This is a genomic window from Curtobacterium sp. MCBA15_005 (assembly GCF_001864855.1).
Classification (GTDB): Bacteria; Actinomycetota; Actinomycetes; order Actinomycetales; family Microbacteriaceae; genus Curtobacterium; species Curtobacterium flaccumfaciens.
Genome location: NZ_MJGL01000056.1, coordinates 319,132 through 340,324, shown reverse-complemented (window position 1 = coordinate 340,324; position 21,193 = coordinate 319,132). Strand labels below are relative to the sequence as shown.

The following is a 21,193-nucleotide window of genomic DNA, read 5'->3' as shown; positions in this document are numbered from 1 at the left end:
CCTCGCACGGTGCGAGGGGCGCCGCCGGCGAGCTGACCCGACCGTCAGCCCTTCAACGCCCCGGACGACAGCCCGGCGACGTAGAACCGTTGCAACCCGACGTACAGCGCGATGCACGGGATCATCGCCACCACCGACCCGGCGACGAGGTTGCCGTACGACACCTGCCCGTACGCCCCGGTCTGCAGGTTGAGCAGCGCGACCGGCAGCGTGTACAGCGAGTCCTTCGTCAGGAACGTCAGGGCTCCGAGGAACTCCGTCCACGACGCCAGGAACGCGTAGAGCGCCGCGGTCGCCGCCCCCGGCAGGAGCAGCGGGCGGAGCACCGACACGACGACCCGGAAGCGCGAGGCCCCGTCGACGAAGGCCGAGTCCTCGAGCTCGGTGGGGATCGACTCGAACGCGTTCCGCATCACGAACACCCCGAACGGCAGGTTCACGGTCGTGTAGAACAGCACGAGCCCGAGCAGCGAGTTCGTCAGCCCCATGGCGTTCATCTCGAGGTACAGCGGCGTGAGGATGGCCTGGAACGGCACCATCATCGTCAGCAGCACCAGGCCGAACACGAGCCCGGCGCCCCGGAACCGGAAGCGGGCGAACCCGTAGCCGGCCATCGTCGCGATCACCGCGGTCAGCACCGCCGTGGCGATCGACACGATGAGCGAGTTCACGACGCCGGTGAGCAGGTGCGAGGACGAGGCGAAGACGGCGGCGAAGTTCTGCCCCCCGAGTTGGAAGAACGTCGCCGGGTCAGGGGCCTGCGTGATGACGGCCTCGGACTGGAACGCCCGCAGGATCGACCAGATGAGCGGGACGCCGAACACGAGGGCGGAACCGATGCCGGCGATCGCGTACAGGGTGCGCTTCACGGTGGTGTCGCGGGGGTGCTGGACGCTGCCCTGCTGGTGGCGCCGACGTCGGCCGTCACCCGTGGTGGTCAGGGTCCTGGTGGACACATCCGGCGCCGCGAGGGCCGCACGGGAGGTCGTGGTGCTCATGGCGTCAGTCCTTCTCTCGCAGTGCCCAGAACTGGAACACCGTCACGGCGGCGATCACCACGACGAGGGCGATCGACTGGGCGGTCGCGGCCCCGAGCTGCAGGTTCACGAACCCGCGGTTGTAGATCGCGTTCACGATCGTGGTGGTCTCGGTGCCCGGCCCGCCCTGGGTCAGGATGTAGAACTGGTTGAAGGCGAGCAGCGACCCGATCACCGAGATGATGACGCTCAGCGCAACGGTCGAGCGGATCATCGGGAACGTGATGAGGCGTTCGGTCTGCCACCAGGAGGCCCCCTCGAGCTGCGCCGACTCGTAGACCTCGTCGGGGACGCCCTGCATCGCCGACATGAGCAGCACCATGGTCAGCCCGGACACCGCCCACACCACGAGCACGCAGATGAGCAGCGTCGCCAGCGGACCGTTCACGAGCCACGCGGTGCTGCCGTCGGTGATCCCGAGCCAGCGGAGCACCATGTTGACGGCCCCGGAGTTCGGCTGCGCCTCGAGCACGAGCATGAACGAGAGCGTCGTCAGCCCGACCACGTACGGCAGGAAGAACACCGTCCGCAGGATCGTGCTGCCACGGCGGCGTGCGCGGACGAGCACGGCGAGGAAGTACCCGAGCGCCAGGATCGGCAGGGTCACGATCGCCGTGTACAGCAGCGTGTAGCCGATCGCGTGCACGAACGTCGGGTCCTGGAACAGCGTCAGGTAGTTCTGCAGCCCGATGAACCGGTACGGGCCGATCAGGGGCCAGTTCGTGAACGAGATGTAGAGCGCGAACACGAGCGGGACGAGCACGAAGACGGCGACGAACAGGATCGCCGGGGCGACGAGGACGGCACCGGTGCGCGGCGGGTGGGTGAGCGAGTTGCGGGTCCGGACGGAGCCGCCACGCCCCGGGCCGCGGCCCACGGTGGGACGGCCCGGGCCGGTCCGGCCGGCGGGGCGCCGGGTGGAGATGGTCGACATGCGTGCACCTCTCTGTGCATCAACAAGAGCGAGACGAGCGAGACGAGCGGGACGAGCGGGACGAGCGGAGAAGACAGGCAGGCAGGCTCAGGCCTGCACCTGGTCGAGGATCCGCTGGTAGTCGGACTGCGCCGTCCGCATGGCGGCAGCGCTCCCCGACCCGAACACGGCCTCGCGGAACATCGCGAAGTACGGCGACGACGGCTGGTTGTTGAGCAGGTTGTACGCCAGCGTCTGCGGCGCGTAGCCCTTGTCGATGGCGTCGAGCGGTCCGTACGCCAGCGGGAACCGCTTGCGGTACTCCGGGGTGGCGGCGTCGGACCGCGTCGGGAAGTACCCGCCGTCCGGCAGTGCCTGCTGCTGCTGGAGGCCGTTCGCGTACTGCATGAACGCCCACCCACCGGACGGGTTCGCCGCCCCGTTCGGGATGCACATGTTGTCGCCGCCGTCGAAGAACGACCGCTGGCCGTCCCACGACGGGATGAGCACCGTCTGCATCTTCGCCCGCATCGCCTTGGTGGCCGCGGGCACGGTCGCCCCGTACGAGGTCGGGAAGATCCCCACCTTGCCGGCCCGGAAGTCGGCACCCCACGTGGTGCCGGCGTCGGAGTACGTCGCCTTCGACAGCACGCCGTCCTTCCACAGCTGCCGGTAGAACTCGAGCATGCGTTCGAGGGCCTCGTTGCCGGTGATGTTCGCCCGCTGGGATCCCACCTCGCCGGTCATCATGTCGACCCCGGTCGCCCAGACGTGCGGCTGCGTGACGAAGCCGATGATGCCCGCGGCGTTGCCGGAGATCGACCAGCCGTACACGTCGTCGTCGAGCTTCCGGATGGCCTTCGCCGCGTCGAGCAGCCTGGACAGGTCCTTCGTCGACTCCTCGACGTCGAGGCCCGCACGCTCGAACAGCTCGGTGTTCACGAACAGCTGCGAGTTGTCGGCCAGGTAGGGCAGTCCGTAGTACCGGTCGCGGTACTCGAGCAGGCGCAGGTGCCCCGGTGAGATCGCGTCGAAGTAGTCCAGGCTCTTGACCACGTCGGTCAGGTCGGCGAACGCCTCGCGGAAGATGAACAGCTGCGAGTTGATGTCGTCGATGTCCACGACGTCCGGCGGCTCACCCCCGCGGATCGCGGTCGCGAGCTTGGTCACGTACTGTGCGTCCGGCACGGGCGTCAGCTGGACCTGCAGCGCCGGGTTCGCCTTGTTGAACCCGGCGACGGCCGACGTCAGGCCGGCCTGGGTCGCCGACCGGCACCACACCTGCACGGTGCCGGTCGCGTTCTTCCCGAAGCTCGCGGGCTTCGCGACGACCTTCGGCAGGGTGCCGGAGCACCCGGCCAGGGCGAGGGCGGCCCCGCCGGCGACGCCGCCGACGAGGAACGCTCGGCGGTCCACGCCGGTCACCGTGCCAGCGGGAGCCAGACGCGCATCGGCGCGGCTCCCCGGTTGGCCCACGCGTAGTACGGGACGGCGGTCGCGGTGACGTCGCGGCCGTCGTGACCAGCCTGGAGGCCCGTGGTGGCGCCCTGCGGACCGGCCACGTCGTCGACGTTGGTCGCGTCGCGGGCCGTGGTCGCGCCTCCCGGCCCGCCCAGACGCTGGTACGGCCAGGCCGTCTGCACGTGCTCGGCGGGGGCGTGCCCCGGGATCCGCAGCGTGACGACGCCGTCGAGCAGGTCGTCGCGGCGCTCCTCGGTGATCGGCGCGTCCGCGTCGACCGTCAGGTCGTCGACCGTGAAGCCCTGCTGGTCCGCCTGCTCGACCGCGTACACGAGCGGGCCGCGCTCGATCGCGACCTGCCCGCGGGCGGCGTCGATGCGGGCGTCGGCGACGTAGCGGTGCGGCGTCGTGTCGAAGACGAGCTCGACCGTGTCGCCCGCCGACCACTCGCGGTCGACGACGTGCAGCGTGCCCGCTGTCGGACTCGCGGATCCGTCCGGACCCGTGACGGTCGTGGTGTCGGACCAGGCCGGGATCCGCAGGCCCAGGGCGAGCGGGCCGTCCTCGGTGACCGTGACACGGACGCGGCCGTCGTGCGGGTAGTCGGTCTCGACCCGCACCGGACCGAGGTCGGCGGTGGCGTACTGGTGGATCTGCAGCCCACCGTCGGTCGCCGTGGCCAGGTAGCCGTCGAGGCTCGCGAAGGTGCGCATGATGTTCGGCGGGCAGCAGGCGCAGTCGAACCATCCGCGTCGCCCGTGGGCGGGGGAGCGGTTCTCGTCCTGGTGGGCGTGGTCGCGCTGCTGCAGCGGGTTCACGTAGAAGTACTCGGTGCCGGCCAGGCTCACCCCGGCGAGGAACGCGTTGTAGAGCAGGCGCTCGATCGCGTCGGCGTAGACCGGCTTGCCGGTGGCGAGCAGCAGCCGCCAGGCCCACTGCACCCCGCCGATCGCCGCGCAGGTCTCGGCGTAGCCGCGGTCGGTCGGCAGCTCGTACGGGTCGCCGAACGCCTCCCAGTCCCAGCGTGCCCCGAGGCCGCCGGTGATGAAGGCCTTCGTCGCCATCATGTCCGCGAACTGGCGCTCGCTCGCGGCGAGGAGCTCGGTGTCCCCGGTCTCGATCGCGACGTCCACGGCACCCGCAGCCAGGTACACGGCGCGGACGGCGTGCCCCTCGACGGTCGTGGCCTGCCGGCTCGGCACCCGGTCGGAGAAGTACGTCGGCTCGCCGCCGGCGCGCTCGATGATGCCGTGCCCGCGGGCGTCGACGAACCAGTGCGCCAGGTCGAGGTAGTCACGGTTGCCGGTCTCGCGGTACAGCTCGACCAGGCCCATCTCGACGACGGGGTGGCCGTCGACGTCGCGGGTCTTCGGTGTGCCGTCGGGTGCGGTGCCGTCGCCGAACGTGCGGACCAGGTGGTCGGCGTTCTTGATCGCGACGTCGAGCAGACCGGTGTCGCCCGTCGCACGGTGCTGCGCCACGGCCGCCTGGTACAGGTGCCCGGCGCAGTACATCTCGTGGCTCCACTTGAGGTCCGTGTACCGCTCACCCTTCCCGCGCACCTGCTGCACGGAGTCCAGGTACCCGTCGTCGGCCTGTGCCCGGGCGTACAGGGCGGTGACCTCGCGCTGCAGGTCGAGCAGGTCCTCGGCGGGGGCGCGCCCGTACTCCCACGCCACGGCCTCGAGCCACTTCGTCACGTCGGAGTCCATGAAGATCGGGCCGACGGCCTCGCCCTCCTCGAGCCCGGCGGCGATGCGGAGGTTGCGGAAGTTGCCGGCCGTCTCCAGCTGCTGGTAGCCGCTGCGGACGGCGTCGCGGCCGTTGCGCTCCTGGCGGAGCGCCCAGAAGCCGCCGGTGATCCGGGCGTCGCCGGTCGGCAGCGGCCGGAGCGTGAGGTGCGCGTCGGCGGTCGGGAGGACCGGGGTCGCGGTGTGCGCGCCGCGATCGGTCGCGAGCGTGGTGGTCATGTCGCCTCCTTGCGATGTGACTCGGTGCCGTTCGGATGAGGCTGGCCATCCGGAAAACGGTTTCTGCGGTGGACGTTACGACACGGGGTGCACGCCGCGCAAGGGCGTCCCGGCGGTTTTGTGTAAGGTCATCGGCACGTCCTGAACGTCGGAAAGGTGGTTGCCGTGACGCTCGAACGCACCGGTCAACCGATCCGGATCACCGACGTGGCGGCGCTCGCCGGGGTGTCGATCGGCACCGCGTCGAAGGCGCTGAACGGCACCGGGCAGCTGCGGGACGCCACCCGGCTGCGGGTGAAGGAAGCCGCCGAGAAGCTCGGGTTCGTCGGCGATGCCCGGGCCCGTGCGCTGTCGTCGGGGCGGACCTACACCGTCGGCATGATCACCACCGACTCGTTCGGCCGGTTCTCCATCCCGGTGCTGCTCGGCGCCGAGGACGCCCTGTCCGCCGGGCGGATGGCCGTCCTGCTGTGCGACACCCGCGACGACCACGTGCGCGAGGCCCATTACCTGCGCTCCCTGGCGGCCCGCGGCGTCGACGGCATCATCGTGACCGGCCGTTCCGCCGACGCCCGTCCCCCGATCGACGTGTCCATCCCCGTCGTCTACGCCTTCACACCCTCGACCGATGACTCCGACGTGTCGATCACCCTCGACGACGCCGCCGGGTCGGCGCTCGTCGCCTCGCACGTGCGCTCGCTCGGGCGGCAGCGGGTCGCGATCGTGACGGGGCCGGCACGACACCGGTCCGCGGCACGACGGGTTGCCGGTGCCTCGTCGGTCCTCGGGTCGCACCTGGTCACCGACCCGTTGTACGGCGAGTGGTCGGAGCGCTGGGGGCGGCAGGCGGTGGACGTGCTCGCGCGGGAGTCGTCCGACGTCGACGCGATCGTCTGTGGCAGCGACCAGATCGCCCGGGGCGTGTGCGACCGGCTGCGGGAGCTCGGGCGTTCGGTGCCCGGAGACGTCGCGGTCACCGGGTTCGACGACTGGGACGTGATGGCGCTCGCCTCGAGGCCGCCGCTGACCACGGTGGACCTGCGGCTGGAGGAGCTCGGACGCGTCGCGGGGCAGGCGCTCCTCGCCCTGATCGACGGCGGGACGGCGTCGTCCGCGGCCGTGACCCCGTCGCTCGTCATCCGCGAGAGCACCGTCGGCGCCTAGGGCGGTCACGGCACCGTCCGCCGTGGTCGAGCGGTGACGGCACCCCGTCCGCCGCGGTCGGGCGGTCACGGCACCCCGTCTGCCGTGGTCGGGCGGTCACGACTCGTCGCTCGGAGCACCTCCAGCCGACAGTTCGTGACCGCGCAGTGGGGAGACCTCGTCCGCCGTGGTCGGGCGGTCACGACACCCCGTCCGCCGTGGCCGAACGGTCACGACTCGTTGCTCGGCGCACCTCCAGCCGACAGTTTGTGACCGCGCGGTGGGGAGGCAGCGGGGTGTCGTGACCGTCCCCGGCGCCGCCGTTCGGGGTGTCGTGGGGTCGGCGGGCCGGTGGTCGGGGACTCGCGCGGGTGGAGGGTGGCCGGTGGTCGGGGACTCGCGCGGGTGCGGGGTGGCCGGTGGTCGGGACTTGCGCGGGTGTGGGGCTGCCGTGGTCGCACGTCGTCGTCGCCCCTCGTTCGTCGCACGGTCACGACCCGTCTTGCGTGTGACGTCGAGTGGTCAGGAACGGTCGGTTGCCGATGCGCAGGACGACGGTTCGTGACCGGTCGGGGGAACTGAGCGGGGTGTTTCGACCGATGGGGCAGGCGGGCGGGCGGGAGGGCGGGACGAGCGGGACGAGCGGGACGAGCGGGACGAGCGGGACGGGCGGGACGAGCGGGACGGGACGGGAGGGGCTGGCAGGCGGCGCGCCGCGGCGTTGCGTGAGTGAGCGCTCACGTGCCAGGATGTGAGCGCTCACTGGGGACGACGAGGTTCTGGAGGAACGCATGGGTGACGACCGCCGACAGCGGATCGTGGACGGCCGCACCACACTGGGGATCGAGCTCGGCTCCACCCGCATCAAGGCCTGCCTGGTGGACGAGGACCTCGTGCCCATCGCCGCCGGTTCCCACGAGTGGGAGAACGAGTACGACGACGGCCGCTGGACCTACTCGCTCGAGGCCGTCGAGACCGGACTCCAGGCCGCGTACGCCGCCCTGGTGGCCGACGTCGACGCGCAGTACGGCGTCACCCCCACCACGTACCGCGCCGTGGGCGTGAGCGCGATGATGCACGGCTACCTGGCGTTCGACGCCGCGGGCGAGCTGCTCGTGCCGTTCCGTACCTGGCGCAACACCTCGACCGGGCCCGCGGCCGAACGGCTCAGCGAGGCCCTCGGGTTCAACATCCCGCTGCGGTGGTCGATCGCCCACCTGTACCAGGCGGTCCTCGACGACGAGCCGCACGTGGCCGAGATCGCCGGTGTCACGACCCTGGCGGGCTACGTGCACCGACGCCTGACCGGGCGGAACGTCCTGGGCGTCGGTGACGCGAGCGGCATGTTCCCGATCGAGGGAGGCCCCGTCGACAGCGGCCCCGGCGACCCGGGCGCGAAGGACTTCGACCACGCCATGCTCGCCACCGCGCAGGACCTGATCGACGTGCCGGACCTGCGGTCCCTGCTGCCCGAGGTCCTCGTCGCCGGCGCGGAAGCCGGTGAGCTGACCCCCGAGGGCGCGACCTGGCTCGACCCGACCGGCACACTCGAAGCCGGCGCACCGCTCTGCCCGCCCGAGGGCGACGCCGGAACCGGCATGGTCGCGACGAACGCCGTCGCCCCGCGCACCGGCAACGTCAGCGTCGGCACGAGCATCTTCGCGATGGTCGTGCTCGAGCAGCCGCTGACCACCGCGCACGAGGAACTCGACGTCGTCACCACCCCGGCCGGCGACGCCGTGGCGATGGTGCACTGCAACAACGGCGCGAGCGAGATCGCGAGCTGGGCCCGGGTGTTCGGACGCTTCGCCGAGGCCTCGAGCGAGCGGACCGGCGCGACGCCGATCGGCATCGACGACGTCTACGCCACCCTGCTCGCCGAGGCCGTCGCCGACGACACCGACCCCGACGCCGGCGGCCTGCTCTCCTTCAATTACCTGGCCGGCGAACCCGTCACCCACGTCGAGGACGGCCGGCCCCTGCTGCTCCGCACCCCCGGCGCACGCTTCACGCTCGGCAACCTGGTGCGCTCCGAGGTGCACGGCGCGTTCGCGACCCTGGCCATCGGCATGGACGTCCTGCACGGCGAACAGGTGCAGGTCGACCGGATGACCGCGCACGGCGGGCTGTTCCGCACGCCCGGCAGTCCGCAGCGGCTCCTCGCGGCGGCGTTGCGGGTGCCGATCGCGCTCGAGGAGACCGCGGGCGAAGGCGGCGCGTGGGGGATCGCGGTGCTGGCCGCCTACCTCGAGCACACCGACCAGCAGCTCGCCGACTACCTGTCCGACACCGTGTTCGGCGGGGACGCCGTGCACGTGGCCGAACCCGAGCCGGCGGACGTCGCCGGGTTCCAGACGTACCTGGAGCACTACCGGGCCGCACTGCCCGTGCAGGACGTCGCCGCGGCGGCGACCCGCCCCAGCGCGACCACGGGACCGACCGAGCAGACCGACGGCGCCGACCCGCGCCTCCAGACAGAGGAAGTGACCCGATGACGGACGCGATCGACGAGACCACACGCCAGGCGGTGGCGACGACGCGGGAGCGCGTCGCGCGCCTGCACGGCGAACTCGTCCGCTACGGCCTCGTGATCTGGACCGGCGGCAACGTCTCCGAGCGCGTGCCCGGCACGGACCTGTTCGTCATCAAGCCGAGCGGGGTGTCGAGCGACGACCTGACCCCCGAGAACCAGGTCGTCTGCACCCTCGATGGCGTGCCGGCCGAGGGCTGGGGCAACGAGCACGGCCCGTCCAGCGACACCGCCGCGCACGCCTACGTGTACCGGAACATGCCCGAGGTCGGCGGTGTCGTGCACACCCACTCGACGTACGCGACCGCCTGGGCCGCCCGCGCCGAGGCGATCCCGTGCGTGATCACGGCGATGGCGGACGAGTTCGGCGGCCCCATCCCGGTCGGCCCGTTCGCGATCATCGGCGACGACTCGATCGGCCACGGCATCGTCGACACCCTGAGTGGCCACCGCAGCCGTGCGGTCCTGATGCAGAACCACGGCGTCTTCACGATCGGCAAGGACGCGAAGGACGCCGTCAAGGCGGCCGTGATGTGCGAGGACGTGGCACGGACCGTCCACATCGCGAAGCAGGGCGGCGAGGTCGTCCCGATCCCCGAAGCAGACATCGATCGACTCTTCGATCGCTACCAGAACGTCTACGGACAGAACCCCGAAGGAGCCATGCGATGACGCAGGACACCACCGTCGACCCCCAGGCCACGCTCGACAGCTACGAGGTCTGGTTCCTCACCGGCTCCCAGGGGCTCTACGGCGAGGAGACCCTGCGCCAGGTCGAGGAGCAGAGCAAGGCCGTCCACGCGGAACTCGCCGGGCACCTGCCGGTGAAGCTGGTCTGGAAGCCCGTGCTCAAGGACGCCGACGGCATTCGCCGGGCGCTCATCGAGGCGAGCGCCGACGACAAGGTCATCGGCATCACCACGTGGATGCACACGTTCAGCCCGGCCAAGATGTGGATCGGCGGCCTGCAGGCGCTGACCAAGCCGCTGCTGCACCTGCACACGCAGGCGAACGTCACGCTGCCCTGGGCGGACATCGACTTCGACTTCATGAACCTCAACCAGGCCGCGCACGGCGACCGTGAGTTCGGCTACGCCCTGGCCCGCCTCGGCGTCCGGCACGCCACGGCCGTCGGCCACGTCTCGGACCCCCGCGTCCAGCAGCGCGTCGCGAACTGGACCCGTGCCGCCGCCGGCGCCGCGGCCGTCCGCGAGCTGAAGCTGACCCGCTTCGGCGACAACATGCGCTACGTCGCCGTGACCGAGGGCGACAAGACCGAGGCCGAGATCGAGCTCGGCGTGCAGGTCAACACGTGGGCCGTCAACGAGCTCGCGGCAGCGGTGGACGCCGCAGCAGCGGACACGGCAGCGGTCGACGCACTCGTGGCGACGTACGAGCGCGACTACGACGTGGACCCGTCACTCCGCAGCGCCGGCGGTGAACGGCACGCCGCGCTCCGCGACGGCGCCGCCATCGAGATCGGCCTCCGCACCCTGCTCGCGCAGAACGGCAGCGCCGCGTTCACCACGAACTTCGAGGACCTCGGCTCGCTCAAGCAGCTGCCGGGCCTGGCCGTGCAGCGCCTGATGGCCGACGGCTACGGCTTCGGTGCCGAGGGCGACTGGAAGACAGCGGTCCTGGTCCGTGCGATGAACGTCGCCGGTGCCGGCCTGCCCGGTGGTGCCTCCCTGATGGAGGACTACACCTACGACCTCACCCCGGGCGCCGAGAAGATCCTCGGGGCGCACATGCTCGAGGTCTCGCCGACGCTCACCACCACGAAGCCGACGCTCGAGATCCACCCCCTCGGCATCGGCGGCAAGGACGACCCGGTCCGCCTGGTCTTCACCGCCGACTCCGGCGAGGCCGTCGTCGTCGCGCTGTCCGACACCCGCGACGGCTTCCGCCTCACCGCCAACGTCGTCGACGTCGTGCCCCCGACCGAGGCCCTGCCGAAGCTGCCCGTGGGCCGCGCGGTCTGGGAGCCCCGGCCGTCGTTCCCCGTCGCCGCCGAGGCCTGGCTCACCGCCGGCGCCGCCCACCACACCGTGATGACGACGGCGGTCGGCCTGCAGGTCGTCGAGGACTTCGCAACCATGGTCGGCACCGAGTTCCTGGTCATCGACGAGCACACCACCGCACGCGGGTTCCGCGACGAGCTGCGTCTCCAGCAGACGTGGCACCGTCTGGACCGCGGCTTCTAGAGGAGTCAGGACCCACGATGGACGACGTGATCGCGGCCGAGCGCACCCGCACCAACTGGGCGGGCAACGTCACCTACCGCGCCTCGGCGCTGGCCCGGCCGACGTCGGTGGCCGAGCTCCAGCAGCTCGTCGCCTCGACGCCGCGCCTGACGGCGCTCGGCTCGCGACACTCGTTCAACACCATCGCCGACACCGATGCCGTCCAGGTCGCGTTGTCGGACCTGCCGCCCGTGCTCGACATCGACACGTCGCGTCGCGTCGTGCGGGTCGCGGCCGGCATGACGCACAGCCAGGTCGCGGCCGGTCTGGAGGCCCGTGGCTGGGCACTCGGGAACCTCGCGTCCCTGCCGCACATCTCCACGGCCGGGGCCGTCGCCACGGGCACGCACGGCTCCGGTGTGCGGAACCCGTCGCTCGCGCAGGCGGTGGTCGGCCTCGACGTCGTCCGCGCCTCCGGTGCGCTCGCGCACGTCGACGCCTCGTCGCCCGACGGGCTGCTCGACGCCCACCGGGTGGGGATCGGCGCGCTCGGCGTCGTCACCGCGGTGGAGCTCGCGATCGAGCCGACGTTCCAGGTCGCCACGACGGTGCACCTCGACCTGCCGTGGGACGCCGTCGCCGCGCAGTTCGACCAGGTGATGTCCGACGCGTACTCGGTGTCGATGTTCACGTCGTTCGACGACCGCGGTGCCCGGCAGGTCTGGGTCAAGCACCGCGTCGACGAGGCCGCACCGACCGTCGACCTCGTCGCCCTGGGAGCCCGAGCGGCCTCGGGTCCGGTGCACCCGGGCGAGAACGACCCTGCCGGGGTCACCGAGCAGGGCGGCGTGCCGGGGCCCTGGTCGGAGCGACTGCCGCACTTCCGGTCCTCGTTCACCCCGTCGACCGGGGCCGAGATCCAGGCGGAGTACCTGATCCCCGCGGCCTCGGCGGTGGAGGCGCTCGAGGCGCTCCGGCCGCTGGCGTCGCTGTTCGCCCCGATCCTCATCGCCGCCGAGGTCCGCACCATCGCGGCCGACACGGCCTGGCTCGCGCCGTCGTCCGGTCGGCAGTCGGTGGGCCTGCACTTCACGTTCCGTCGTGACGCCGCCGCCGTGGCCGCGGCGGTGGCCCGGATCGAGGACGTCCTGGCACCGTTCGACCCGCGGCCGCACTGGGGCAAGGTCTCCGCCGCGAGTGCCGAGCGGCTGCACGAGGCGTACCCGCGGCTGTCGGACTTCGCCGCACTCGCCCGGGACCTCGACCCCACGGGCCGGTTCCGGAACGCGTTCCTCGCGCGCATCCTGTCCTGAGCCGCGCCGGTTCCCAGGGGATCGGGATGCGTTGCGCGGGTGTCGCACCGGAGCAGCGCCGGGCCTTCACATGTGAGGACGCAAAGGTCGGGGCATGGCGAACCTCAACCGCATCCTCGGCATGGCCTCCAAGGCCATCGACAAGCAGCTCCAGAAGCGTGGGCAGGGGGGAACCGCGCCCGGCGCCGGATCGCAGCAGGGCGGGACCGACTGGCGCGGCATCGTGCGCAGCGCCGCGGACAAGCTGACCGGCGACGACCGGAACCAGCAGCAGCCGCCGCAGCAGTACGGCCAGCCGCAGCCGGCGCAGTACGGTCAGCCGCAGCAGCACGCCGGCACGCCGCAGCACGGGGCCGACGCCGACAAGGTCGCCCTGGCGAAGTACGACTACCTGCTCCGCACCTCGTCGCCGGAGCAGCTCGAACAGGTCCACCACGACGCCTTCGCGCGGCTCACCCCCGCGCAGCGCCAGCAGGTCCGCGACCGCCTGAACTCCGAGCTCCCGCCCCACGAGCACCTGCGCGACGACTCGGCGGGTGGCATGGCCCGTGCGATGACCCGCGGCGAGATGTCGCGTCCGGGTCTGGTCCGACGGGTCCTCGGTGGTTCCGGCCGTAACGGCAACGGCAACGGCAACGGCCGCGGCCGCGCCGGGGCCTTCGCCGGTGGTGCAGCGGTCGGCGCCGGCGCGATGGCGTTCGGTGGCCTCGCCGCTGCGGTGGCCGGGGGAGCGGTGCTGAGTGCCGCCGCAGGGCCGGTCCTGGCAGGGGCCGCCGACCTCGGCGTGGACTTCGAGGGCATCGCCTCGGGCATGGGCGACCTCGGGCTCGGCGACCTCGGCGGTGGCGTCGAGGGGCTCTTCGGTCAGGGCGAGCAGCTCCTCGGCGGGTTCGGCGAGCAGGCCGCGGGCCTCGGGGAGCAGGCATCGGGCCTCGGCGAGCAGGCGTCCAACCTCGGCAACGACTTCCTCGGTGGGCTCTTCGACCGCTGACGCACCGCTGTGTGAACGCATCGGGAATAGCGGGACGGCTTCCGGCGCTTGCAATGTTTCGTCGTGCGTCGTCCGACGCACGCGAGATTCGGACGGGCCACCGTCGCGGTGTCAGGATGGACGCCGCCCGGCGGGTGAACCGTTCCGCCGCGCAGCGACCGCCACCGCGATCGCGACCCCCTTCCCCGAGGAGCAGCACCGTCATGAGACGCCCCAACCGCCTGACGATCACCGCGGCCGTCGCCGCAGCAGCAGCCCTGGTCCTGACCGGCTGCTCGGGTGGGGGTTCGTCCGACGACGGCGCCGAGGGCACGGCGAAGGGCGGCACGCTCAACATCCTGACGCCGCAGACCTCGTTCCACCTCGACCCCGCGACCAGCCAGAGCCTCGGCATCACGTCGATGGGCCTCGTCGCCCGACGGCTCACCACGTGGGACGTCGAGCCGGGCAAGACGGCGAAGGTCGTCCCCGACCTGGCGACCAACACCGGGGTCTCCAGCGACGACGGCAAGACCTGGACCTACACGCTGAAGGACGGCGTCGAGTTCCAGGACGGCACGCCGATCACCACGAAGGACATCAAGTGGGGCATCGAGCGCTCGTTCGCGCCGACGCTGAGCGGTGGCCTGAGCTACCACAAGTCGCTCCTGGTGGGCGGTGCCGACTACAAGGGCCCCTTCGACGGCAAGTCGCTCGACAGCATCGAGACCCCGAACGACAAGACCATCGTCTTCAAGCTGAACGACGCGTACGGCGACTGGCCGTGGCTCGCGTCGATGCCGGCCTTCACGCCGGTGCCCGAGGGTGACGGCAAGGACACCGGCGCCTACGACCTGAAGCCGGTCGCGTCCGGCCCGTACCAGGTGCAGTCGAACACGCAGGGCTCGCAGGTCACGCTCGTCCGCAACAAGAACTGGAGCGCGAAGACCGACGAGGTCCGCACCGCCGGCCCGTCGAAGATCGTCTTCAAGGAGAGCCAGGACCAGTCCACGGCGACGCAGACGCTGATCGCGGACAACGGCGACGCCAAGAACTCGTTCGGCGCCATCTACCTGGGTGCCGCCGAGCTCAACCAGGTGCGCAGCAACCCGGCCGCCCAGGACCGCCTGGCCACGTCGAAGGCCGGCCCGATCAGCTACATGGCGATCAACACCCAGCGCGGTGAGCTCAAGGACCTCAAGGTCCGCCAGGCGCTGCAGTACGCGGTCGACCGCAAGTCCTTCCGGATCGCCGCCGGCGGCGCGATCGCCGGTTCGTACGCCTCGACGCTCATCACCCCGGGCATCGCCGGGCGCCAGGATTACGACCTGTACGAGACGAAGGCCACCGGTGACGTCGACAAGGCGAAGCAGCTGCTCAAGGAGGCCGGCGTCAGCAACCTGAAGCTGACCCTCGTGACGCAGAACGACCCGACCTACCTCGCCCAGGCTCAGGCGCTGCAGTCCGGCCTGAAGCGTGCCGGCATCGCCGTGACGCTCAAGCCGCTCGACTACGACTCCTTCACGCAGGCGACCACCAACGGCACCGACTTCGACCTGTCGCTGTCGAGCTGGCAGCCGGACTTCCCGAGCGCGAACGCCAACCTGCAGCCCCTCTACGACTCGTCGCAGATCGGTGGCGGTGGCTACAACGTCTCGAAGTACAGCAACCCCGAGGTGGACGCCCTCATCGCGAAGGCGAGCTCCACGGTCGACCAGGACGACGCGCAGAAGCTCTGGGCCCAGGCGGACAAGAAGATCATGGCTGACGCTCCGGTCGTGCCGCTGATCTACGCGAAGCAGTCCTTCCTCGCCGGTTCGAACGTGCAGAACTTCCAGATCGCGGACTTCCCCGCGTACCCGAACTACCTCAAGGTCTCGCTCAAGCAGTGACCGAACCGATCCTGCAGGTCGAGGGGCTCCGCGTCGCGTTCGGCGACGCGGAGCCCGTCGTCCGTGACGTCTCCTTCGACCTGATGCCCGGCCGGGTCCTCGCCCTGGTGGGGGAGTCCGGCTCGGGCAAGTCCGTCAGCGCCATGAGCGTGCTCGGGCTCCTGCCGCCGCAGGCCTCGGTGTCGGGCAGCGCCCGGTTCCGTGGCGAGGAACTCATCGGTGCCCCCGTCGAGACGGTCCGCGCCGTCCGGGGGGCTGGCATCGGCGTGGTGTTCCAGGAGCCGATGAACTCGTTCACGCCGGTCCTCTCGATCGGCACGCAGATCGCCGAGGCCGTCCGAGCCCACCCGACCGGGCTCGACCGCGCCGGGGTCCGGACACGCGTCGACGAACTGCTCCGTGACGCCGGGCTCACCGACCCGGAGCGCATCCGGAAGGCCTACCCGCACGAACTGTCCGGCGGCCAGCTCCAGCGCGCGATGATCGCGATGGCCCTGGCCGGCGACCCGGTCGCACTCTTCGCCGACGAGCCCACGACGGCGCTCGACGTCACCGTGCAGGCCGGCATCCTCGACCTGCTTCGGCGGCTCGGCCGCGAGCGTTCCCTCGCCGTGCTGCTCATCACCCACGACATGGGCGTGGTCGCGGACGTCGCGGACGACCTGCTGGTGTTGCGCCGCGGCGACCCGGTCGAGCACGGGACCGTCGCCGAGGTATTCGCCCACCCGACCGCCGACTACACGCGCGAGCTCCTCGCGGCCGTCCCCAGCTTGGAGGCCCGTGGCGGCTCCGCAACGACGGCTGCGGACCCGGACGCCCGGGTCGGCGAGCCCGGCTCACGCGCCCACCGACAGCTCACGGCTCCGGGCGCGCGTGAGGTGTCGCCCAGCGCGAAGACCGCTGCGGTGAGCGACGAGGCGGACGCGAGTCGCGCCTCCCGACAGTCCGTGGCGCGCCTGCGCGACGTCGCCGTGCGGTACTCGCGCCGAGGCGGACCGACCGTGTCCGGCATCGACCTCGACCTGCACGCCGGCGAGACCGTCGGCCTGGTGGGCGAATCCGGTTCCGGCAAGTCCACGATCGGGCGCGCGCTCGCGGGACTGGTGCCCGTCGTCGCCGGCTCGGTCGAGGTGGACGGCAGCGACCTGCGCACCGCTCGCGGACGACGACTGCGCGAGCTGCGCAGCCGCGTCGGCATCGTGTTCCAGGACCCGGCGTCGTCGCTCAACCCGCGACAGACCATCGGCTGGAGCATCGCGGAACCGCTGCTCGTGCACGGCACCGACTCCGCCGCCGAGCGAGCCGAACGGGTCCGTGAACTCCTGACCGCCGTGCAGCTCGACCCGACGTGGGCCGAGCGGTTCCCGCACCAGCTGTCCGGCGGCCAGCGGCAGCGCGTCGCCGTCGCGCGTGCGCTCGCACTGCGGCCGGCACTCGTCATCGCCGACGAACCGACCTCGGCACTCGACGTGACGGTGCAGGCCGCCGTGCTCGACCTGCTCGCCGGGCTGCAGCGGGAGTTCGGCTTCGGCATGTTGCTCATCAGCCACGACCTCGCCGTCGTCCGCCAGCTCGCCGACCAGGTGATCGTGCTGCGCGACGGCCGGGTCGTCGAGCGGGGGAGCACCGACGCCGTGCTCGACGACCCGCACCAGGACTACACGCGCATGCTCCTCGCCGCAGCGCCCGTCGCCGACCCCGTGCGACAAGCCGCTCGCCGCGAGGCGTGGCGCGCGTGGGAAGGAGTGGCCTCGTGACGGCCAACGTCGTCGACCGTCCGGTCGCACCGTCCGGCCGCACGACCGGCTTCCGGGCCGTGGTGCGACGTGTCCGGCAGGACCGCTGGGCGGTGGCCTCGGCCGTCGTCATCGCGGTGTTCCTGGTGGTCGCGGTGGCGGCCCCGCTCATCGCGAAGCTGTCCGGGCAGGACCCGTACTCGTACGACATCGATGCCCTCAACTCGTTCGGTGCGCCCCGGGGTGCCGGCGGCGGCATCAGCGGCGACCACTGGTTCGGTGTCGAGCCCCTGACCGGGCGTGACCTGTTCTCGATCGTCACGTACGGTGCGCGGACCTCGCTCGGCATCGGACTCGCCGCGACCCTGGTGTCGATCGTCATCGGCGTGCTCGTCGGTGTCACGACCGGGTTCTTCGGCGGCTGGTACGACCGGGTGCTCTCGCGGGTCGTCGACGTGATCTTCGGGTTCCCGTCGCTCGTGTTCATGATCGCCCTGACCGCGATCGTGCCGTCGACGTTCCCGAAGCCCGTGCTCGTCGTGCTCGTTATCGGGTTCTTCGGCTGGCCGGCCGTGGCCCGTGTCGTGCGGGGGCAGACGCTGTCGCTCGTCAGCCGCAACTACGTCGTCGCCTCCACCGCGATGGGCGCCGGGCGCTGGCACGTCATCCGCACGCAGCTGCTGCCGAACCTCGCCGCGACGATCACCGTCTACGCCACCATCTCGATCCCGTCGATGATCGGTGCCGAGGCCGCGCTCTCGTTCCTGGCCGTCGGCGTCAACCCGCCGACGCCGTCGTGGGGTCGCAGCATCGGCGACGCCATCGGCTGGGTGCAGACCGATCCCATGTACCTCGTGTTCCCCGGAGCCGCACTGTTCCTCATCACCCTCGCCTTCAACGTGCTCGGTGACGCCCTGCGCGACGCCCTCGACCCACGAGGGGGCACCGCGTGAACGCCGCCACCCTGCGGTTCCTCGCGATCCGCGTGCTCGGGGCCGCCGTCGTGCTGCTCGTCGTCGCGGCCATCACGTACGCGCTCTTCATGCTCCTGCCGACCAACCCGGCCCGGGCGATCTGCGACAAGCCCTGCACGCCCGACCGGCTGCGAGAGGTCCAGGCGTTCCTCGGTACCGACAAGCCCTGGCTCGCACAGTTCGGGGCCTACCTGGCCGGCATCTTCACCGGCCGGACCTTCGGCAGCGGCAACAGCGTCATCGAGTGCGCGGCACCGTGCTTCGGGTACTCGTTCCAGCTGCACGAGAGCGTCACCGAGCTGATCCTGGCGCGCCTGCCCGTCACGGCCTCGATCGCCGTGGGCGCCGCCGTGCTGTGGCTCGTCGCCGGGGTGTTCGGCGGCACCGTCTCGGCACTGCGCCGCGGCACCTTCGTCGACCGGACCGTGATGACGGTCGCGGTCGCCGGTGTCTCGTCCCCGGCGTACCTGGTCGGGCTGCTCGGCATCCTGCTGTTCGGGTTCGTGCTCGGGATCCTGCCGACGAGCGGGTACGTGGCCTTCGGCGACGACCCGGTCGGCTGGTTCACCCACCTGATCCTGCCGTGGTGCGTGCTGGCCTTCATCAGCGCTGCGATCTACGCCCGGTTGACCCGTGGTGAGATGCTCGAGTCGATGTCGCAGGACTTCGTCCGGACCGCCCGTGCCAAGGGGCTGCGGGAGCGCCAGGTCGTCGTGCGGCACGGGCTCCGGACGGCGATCCTGCCCGTGGTGACGCTGTTCGGACTCGACCTCGGGTCGCTGCTCGGTGGTGCCGTCATCACCGAGAAGGTGTTCTCGATGCAGGGCCTCGGCGCGCTGCTCATCGACGCGGTGCACACGCTCGACCTGCAGGTGGTCGTCGGCTTCACGCTGTTCTCGGCGTTGCTGATCGTCACGGCGAACGTGATCGTCGACGTGGTCTACGCGTTCGTCGACCCGCGGGTGCGGCGCCGGGCGTAGGGCGCGGCACGGTGCGAGGTGCCGAGCCTCGCACCGTGCGAGGTCCGGTGTCCCGCCGCTGTTGTGGTGCGAGGTTCCGTACTCCGTGCGAGCGCGTCCGCCTGCCACGGAATCGGGAACCTCGCACCAGAGCGCTTGCCCCTCGCACCGTGCGAGGTTGTTCACCTCGCACGAGGCGGAACGGGCCAGCAGCTTCAGGCCGGGCGGTCGACCCTCAACCGGTAGACCGAACCGTCGTCGGTGCGCGTCAGGACGCCGAGGTCCACGGCATCCCGGCGCACGACGGAGACATCGGTCGCGAACATGCCGACGGCCGCGTTCAGGACGGCCTCCGGCACGGCTCGGTCCGGTCCGAGTCGCTCGAACACGAGCTCGACGATCCGGACGGACAGCGCATGTCGATCGACGTCCTTCACCGGCATCCGCTCGATCCGGTCGAACTCGAGCACCGCGGCCGGCGACTGCAGTCGCTGGAGTTCGCGTGAAGTCCGGCCGAGCACCGACGCGTCGGGACCCTCGTCGGTGAGCCAGTCGAACGAGTCGATCGCAGCTCGGGTGCGGTCATCGACGGGACTCCCACCGAGCGCGGCCGCACGCAGGGCAGGTGACGCCAGGACGGAGACGACCTGACGCGCGCGCCCCACCACGCGGCCGACGTCCATCAGAAGTACGTGATGCCGTGCGGCGTCCGCGGCGGCAGCAGCATCGCGCGGAGCAGCTCCACCGACGCCGGGTCCGCAGCGCGGACGAGCCCCGCGGCGGCCAACGTGACGGGGGAGACCGAGCCGATCAGCAGCGCACCGAGCTCCGCGACGTCGAGCTGGACGTCAGACCCGGCCACGTCGACGTCGTCGGCGATGCGCGTGACGGTGCCACGGGCCTCCTGGACGTCGAGGCGGTACGTGCCGGCGGTGAAGCCGAGCGCGTCGGTGACCCCGAGTGTCAGCGACCCGTCGACGGCGAACGGCCGCGAGGCCAGCACCGCGGGCACGTCGAGCACGCGCAGCCAGACGTGGTCCTCTTCGTGGTCGACGTCGTACGCACGGTTGTCGCCGAGCGCCGCGACGATGGGGTCGTCGAGGCGGGAGCGGTTGTACTTCACGACGTCGTTGAGGTCGACCGAGAGCAGGAACTCCCACAGGGCGGTGTAGGCCTGGTCGTCCGCGTACACCAGGTCGACGATCTCGAGTGCGGTGTCGGAACCGCGGTCCTCCTTGACGCGCCAGGTGACGTAGCCGTCGATCTCGTCGGAACCGTCGGGACGGTGGACCGCCGCGCGGACGTCCTTCGCCTTCTGCCCGTCGTGGCCGAGCAGGCCGAACACGATCGGCCAGGTGCCGGTGTTGCGGACCATCGAGCCGGGGGTGCGGACGTGGAACCGGTCGAAGACCGCCTTGCCCGGGCCGTCGGCGAGCCACTGCGGCGTCACGACCGACACCGTGCCGGAGGTCGGAGCGAGCAGGGGGAGCGCGCGCTCGCGGCGGACGTGCACGGCACGCTCGCGGATGGCGCAGCCGAAGCCGAAGCGGCGGTAGATGGTGCCCTCGGACGCGGTCAGCGACGCGACGGCGTAGCCCTCGGCGACCCCGCGCTCGAGCGCGTGCGTCATCATCCGGCGCAGGATGCCGCGGCGACGCTCGGTCGGGCGGACGGTGACCGCGGAGATCGCCTGCGTGTCGACGGAGGAGCCGTCGCCCCAGCTCAGCGCCTTGCGGAACCACGTGAACGTGCCGGCAGGCCACGTCTCGTCGACGGACCCCGGGAACGGCTCGCGCACGTAGACCCCGAGGAACGTCTCTTCGTCGGCGATGAAGTGGGACGCCATGCGGGCTGCGCCCTCGGCGTCGGGGTCGGCTTCGTGGAAGCCCATCCCGACGGCCTGCATCCACGCTGCCGTCTCGGCGTTCGGTGCCCCCTTGTCGTCCGTCCCGGGCGCGAACTCGCGCAGCTCGTAGCGGTCGTCGAATGCCTCGTTGCTCACGTTCCGACACTATCGGGACCGGGTGACGTCGCGACAGGCGCGTGGTCGGTCCGGTCAGCCTGGAGGCCCGGATCGCGTCCGGCGGACGGGCTGCGGTGTGGGGTCGGCCG

At 71.5% G+C, this 21,193-nt stretch carries 16 protein-coding genes; 10 read left to right on the top strand and 6 right to left on the bottom strand.

Annotated elements, in window-relative coordinates; all coding sequences use genetic code 11:
• Positions 1-44: 44 nt before the first annotated feature.
• The 4 genes from BIU89_RS15290 to BIU89_RS15275 all read right to left on the bottom strand — a co-directional run bounded on the left by BIU89_RS15290 (position 45) and on the right by BIU89_RS15275 (position 5,381).
• Entirely contained in the window at positions 45-998 is a 954-nt protein-coding gene (locus tag BIU89_RS15290) for a carbohydrate ABC transporter permease (protein WP_083404407.1), read from the bottom strand.
• A gap of 4 nt (positions 999-1,002) precedes the next feature.
• Positions 1,003-1,971, bottom strand: a complete 969-nt coding sequence (locus BIU89_RS15285; RefSeq protein ID WP_071247863.1) for a carbohydrate ABC transporter permease — start codon at positions 1,969-1,971, stop codon at positions 1,003-1,005.
• A gap of 87 nt (positions 1,972-2,058) precedes the next feature.
• The gene (locus tag BIU89_RS15280; protein ID WP_254791660.1) at positions 2,059-3,366 is read right to left on the bottom strand and encodes an ABC transporter substrate-binding protein; all 1,308 of its coding nucleotides are present in this window, start codon (positions 3,364-3,366) and stop codon (positions 2,059-2,061) included.
• Between the two features lie 5 nt (positions 3,367-3,371).
• Positions 3,372-5,381: a glycoside hydrolase family 127 protein gene (locus tag BIU89_RS15275; RefSeq protein ID WP_071247858.1), complete on the bottom strand. Its 2,010-nt coding sequence runs from the start codon at positions 5,379-5,381 to the stop codon at positions 3,372-3,374.
• A gap of 165 nt (positions 5,382-5,546) precedes the next feature.
• Here BIU89_RS15275 and BIU89_RS15270 point away from each other — a divergent pair, with 165 nt between their 5' ends.
• The 10 genes from BIU89_RS15270 to BIU89_RS15225 all read left to right on the top strand — a co-directional run bounded on the left by BIU89_RS15270 (position 5,547) and on the right by BIU89_RS15225 (position 19,102).
• Positions 5,547-6,545: a LacI family DNA-binding transcriptional regulator gene (locus BIU89_RS15270; RefSeq protein WP_071247856.1), complete on the top strand. Its 999-nt coding sequence runs from the start codon at positions 5,547-5,549 to the stop codon at positions 6,543-6,545.
• Positions 6,546-7,315: 770 nt separating this feature from the next.
• Entirely contained in the window at positions 7,316-9,019 is a 1,704-nt protein-coding gene (locus BIU89_RS15265; protein ID WP_071247853.1) for a xylulokinase, read from the top strand.
• Positions 9,016-9,726: an L-ribulose-5-phosphate 4-epimerase gene (locus BIU89_RS15260; protein WP_071247850.1), complete on the top strand. Its 711-nt coding sequence runs from the start codon at positions 9,016-9,018 to the stop codon at positions 9,724-9,726. Before BIU89_RS15265 ends, BIU89_RS15260 begins: the two co-directional genes overlap by 4 nt.
• Complete coding sequence (araA, locus tag BIU89_RS15255) at positions 9,723-11,258, top strand: L-arabinose isomerase (RefSeq protein ID WP_071247847.1); 1,536 nt, start codon at positions 9,723-9,725, stop codon at positions 11,256-11,258. Before BIU89_RS15260 ends, araA begins: the two co-directional genes overlap by 4 nt.
• Before the next feature lie 17 nt (positions 11,259-11,275).
• Entirely contained in the window at positions 11,276-12,550 is a 1,275-nt protein-coding gene (locus BIU89_RS15250) for a D-arabinono-1,4-lactone oxidase (protein ID WP_071247844.1), read from the top strand.
• Between the two features lie 94 nt (positions 12,551-12,644).
• The gene (locus BIU89_RS15245; RefSeq protein WP_071247841.1) at positions 12,645-13,541 is read left to right on the top strand and encodes a hypothetical protein; all 897 of its coding nucleotides are present in this window, start codon (positions 12,645-12,647) and stop codon (positions 13,539-13,541) included.
• Positions 13,542-13,744: 203 nt separating this feature from the next.
• The gene (locus BIU89_RS15240; RefSeq protein ID WP_027466173.1) at positions 13,745-15,412 is read left to right on the top strand and encodes an ABC transporter substrate-binding protein; all 1,668 of its coding nucleotides are present in this window, start codon (positions 13,745-13,747) and stop codon (positions 15,410-15,412) included.
• The gene (locus tag BIU89_RS15235; RefSeq protein WP_071247839.1) at positions 15,409-17,169 is read left to right on the top strand and encodes a dipeptide ABC transporter ATP-binding protein; all 1,761 of its coding nucleotides are present in this window, start codon (positions 15,409-15,411) and stop codon (positions 17,167-17,169) included. Before BIU89_RS15240 ends, BIU89_RS15235 begins: the two co-directional genes overlap by 4 nt.
• Positions 17,166-18,101, top strand: coding sequence for an ABC transporter permease (locus BIU89_RS15230; RefSeq protein ID WP_027466174.1), 936 nt, complete (start codon positions 17,166-17,168; stop codon positions 18,099-18,101). Before BIU89_RS15235 ends, BIU89_RS15230 begins: the two co-directional genes overlap by 4 nt.
• Positions 18,098-19,102 carry an ABC transporter permease gene (locus BIU89_RS15225; protein ID WP_071247836.1) on the top strand — a complete coding sequence of 335 codons (1,005 nt, stop codon included), beginning with the start codon at positions 18,098-18,100 and terminating at the stop codon, positions 19,100-19,102. Before BIU89_RS15230 ends, BIU89_RS15225 begins: the two co-directional genes overlap by 4 nt.
• A gap of 194 nt (positions 19,103-19,296) precedes the next feature.
• Here the strand turns inward: BIU89_RS15225 and BIU89_RS15220 are convergent, their stop codons facing one another.
• Positions 19,297-19,764 carry a DUF2087 domain-containing protein gene (locus BIU89_RS15220; RefSeq protein ID WP_071247833.1) on the bottom strand — a complete coding sequence of 156 codons (468 nt, stop codon included), beginning with the start codon at positions 19,762-19,764 and terminating at the stop codon, positions 19,297-19,299.
• Positions 19,764-21,083 (bottom strand): GNAT family N-acetyltransferase, encoded by a 1,320-nt coding sequence (locus BIU89_RS15215; RefSeq protein WP_071247830.1) that lies wholly within the window; start codon positions 21,081-21,083, stop codon positions 19,764-19,766. The genes BIU89_RS15220 and BIU89_RS15215 overlap by 1 nt, the downstream gene beginning before the upstream one ends.
• Positions 21,084-21,193: the final 110 nt, after the last annotated feature.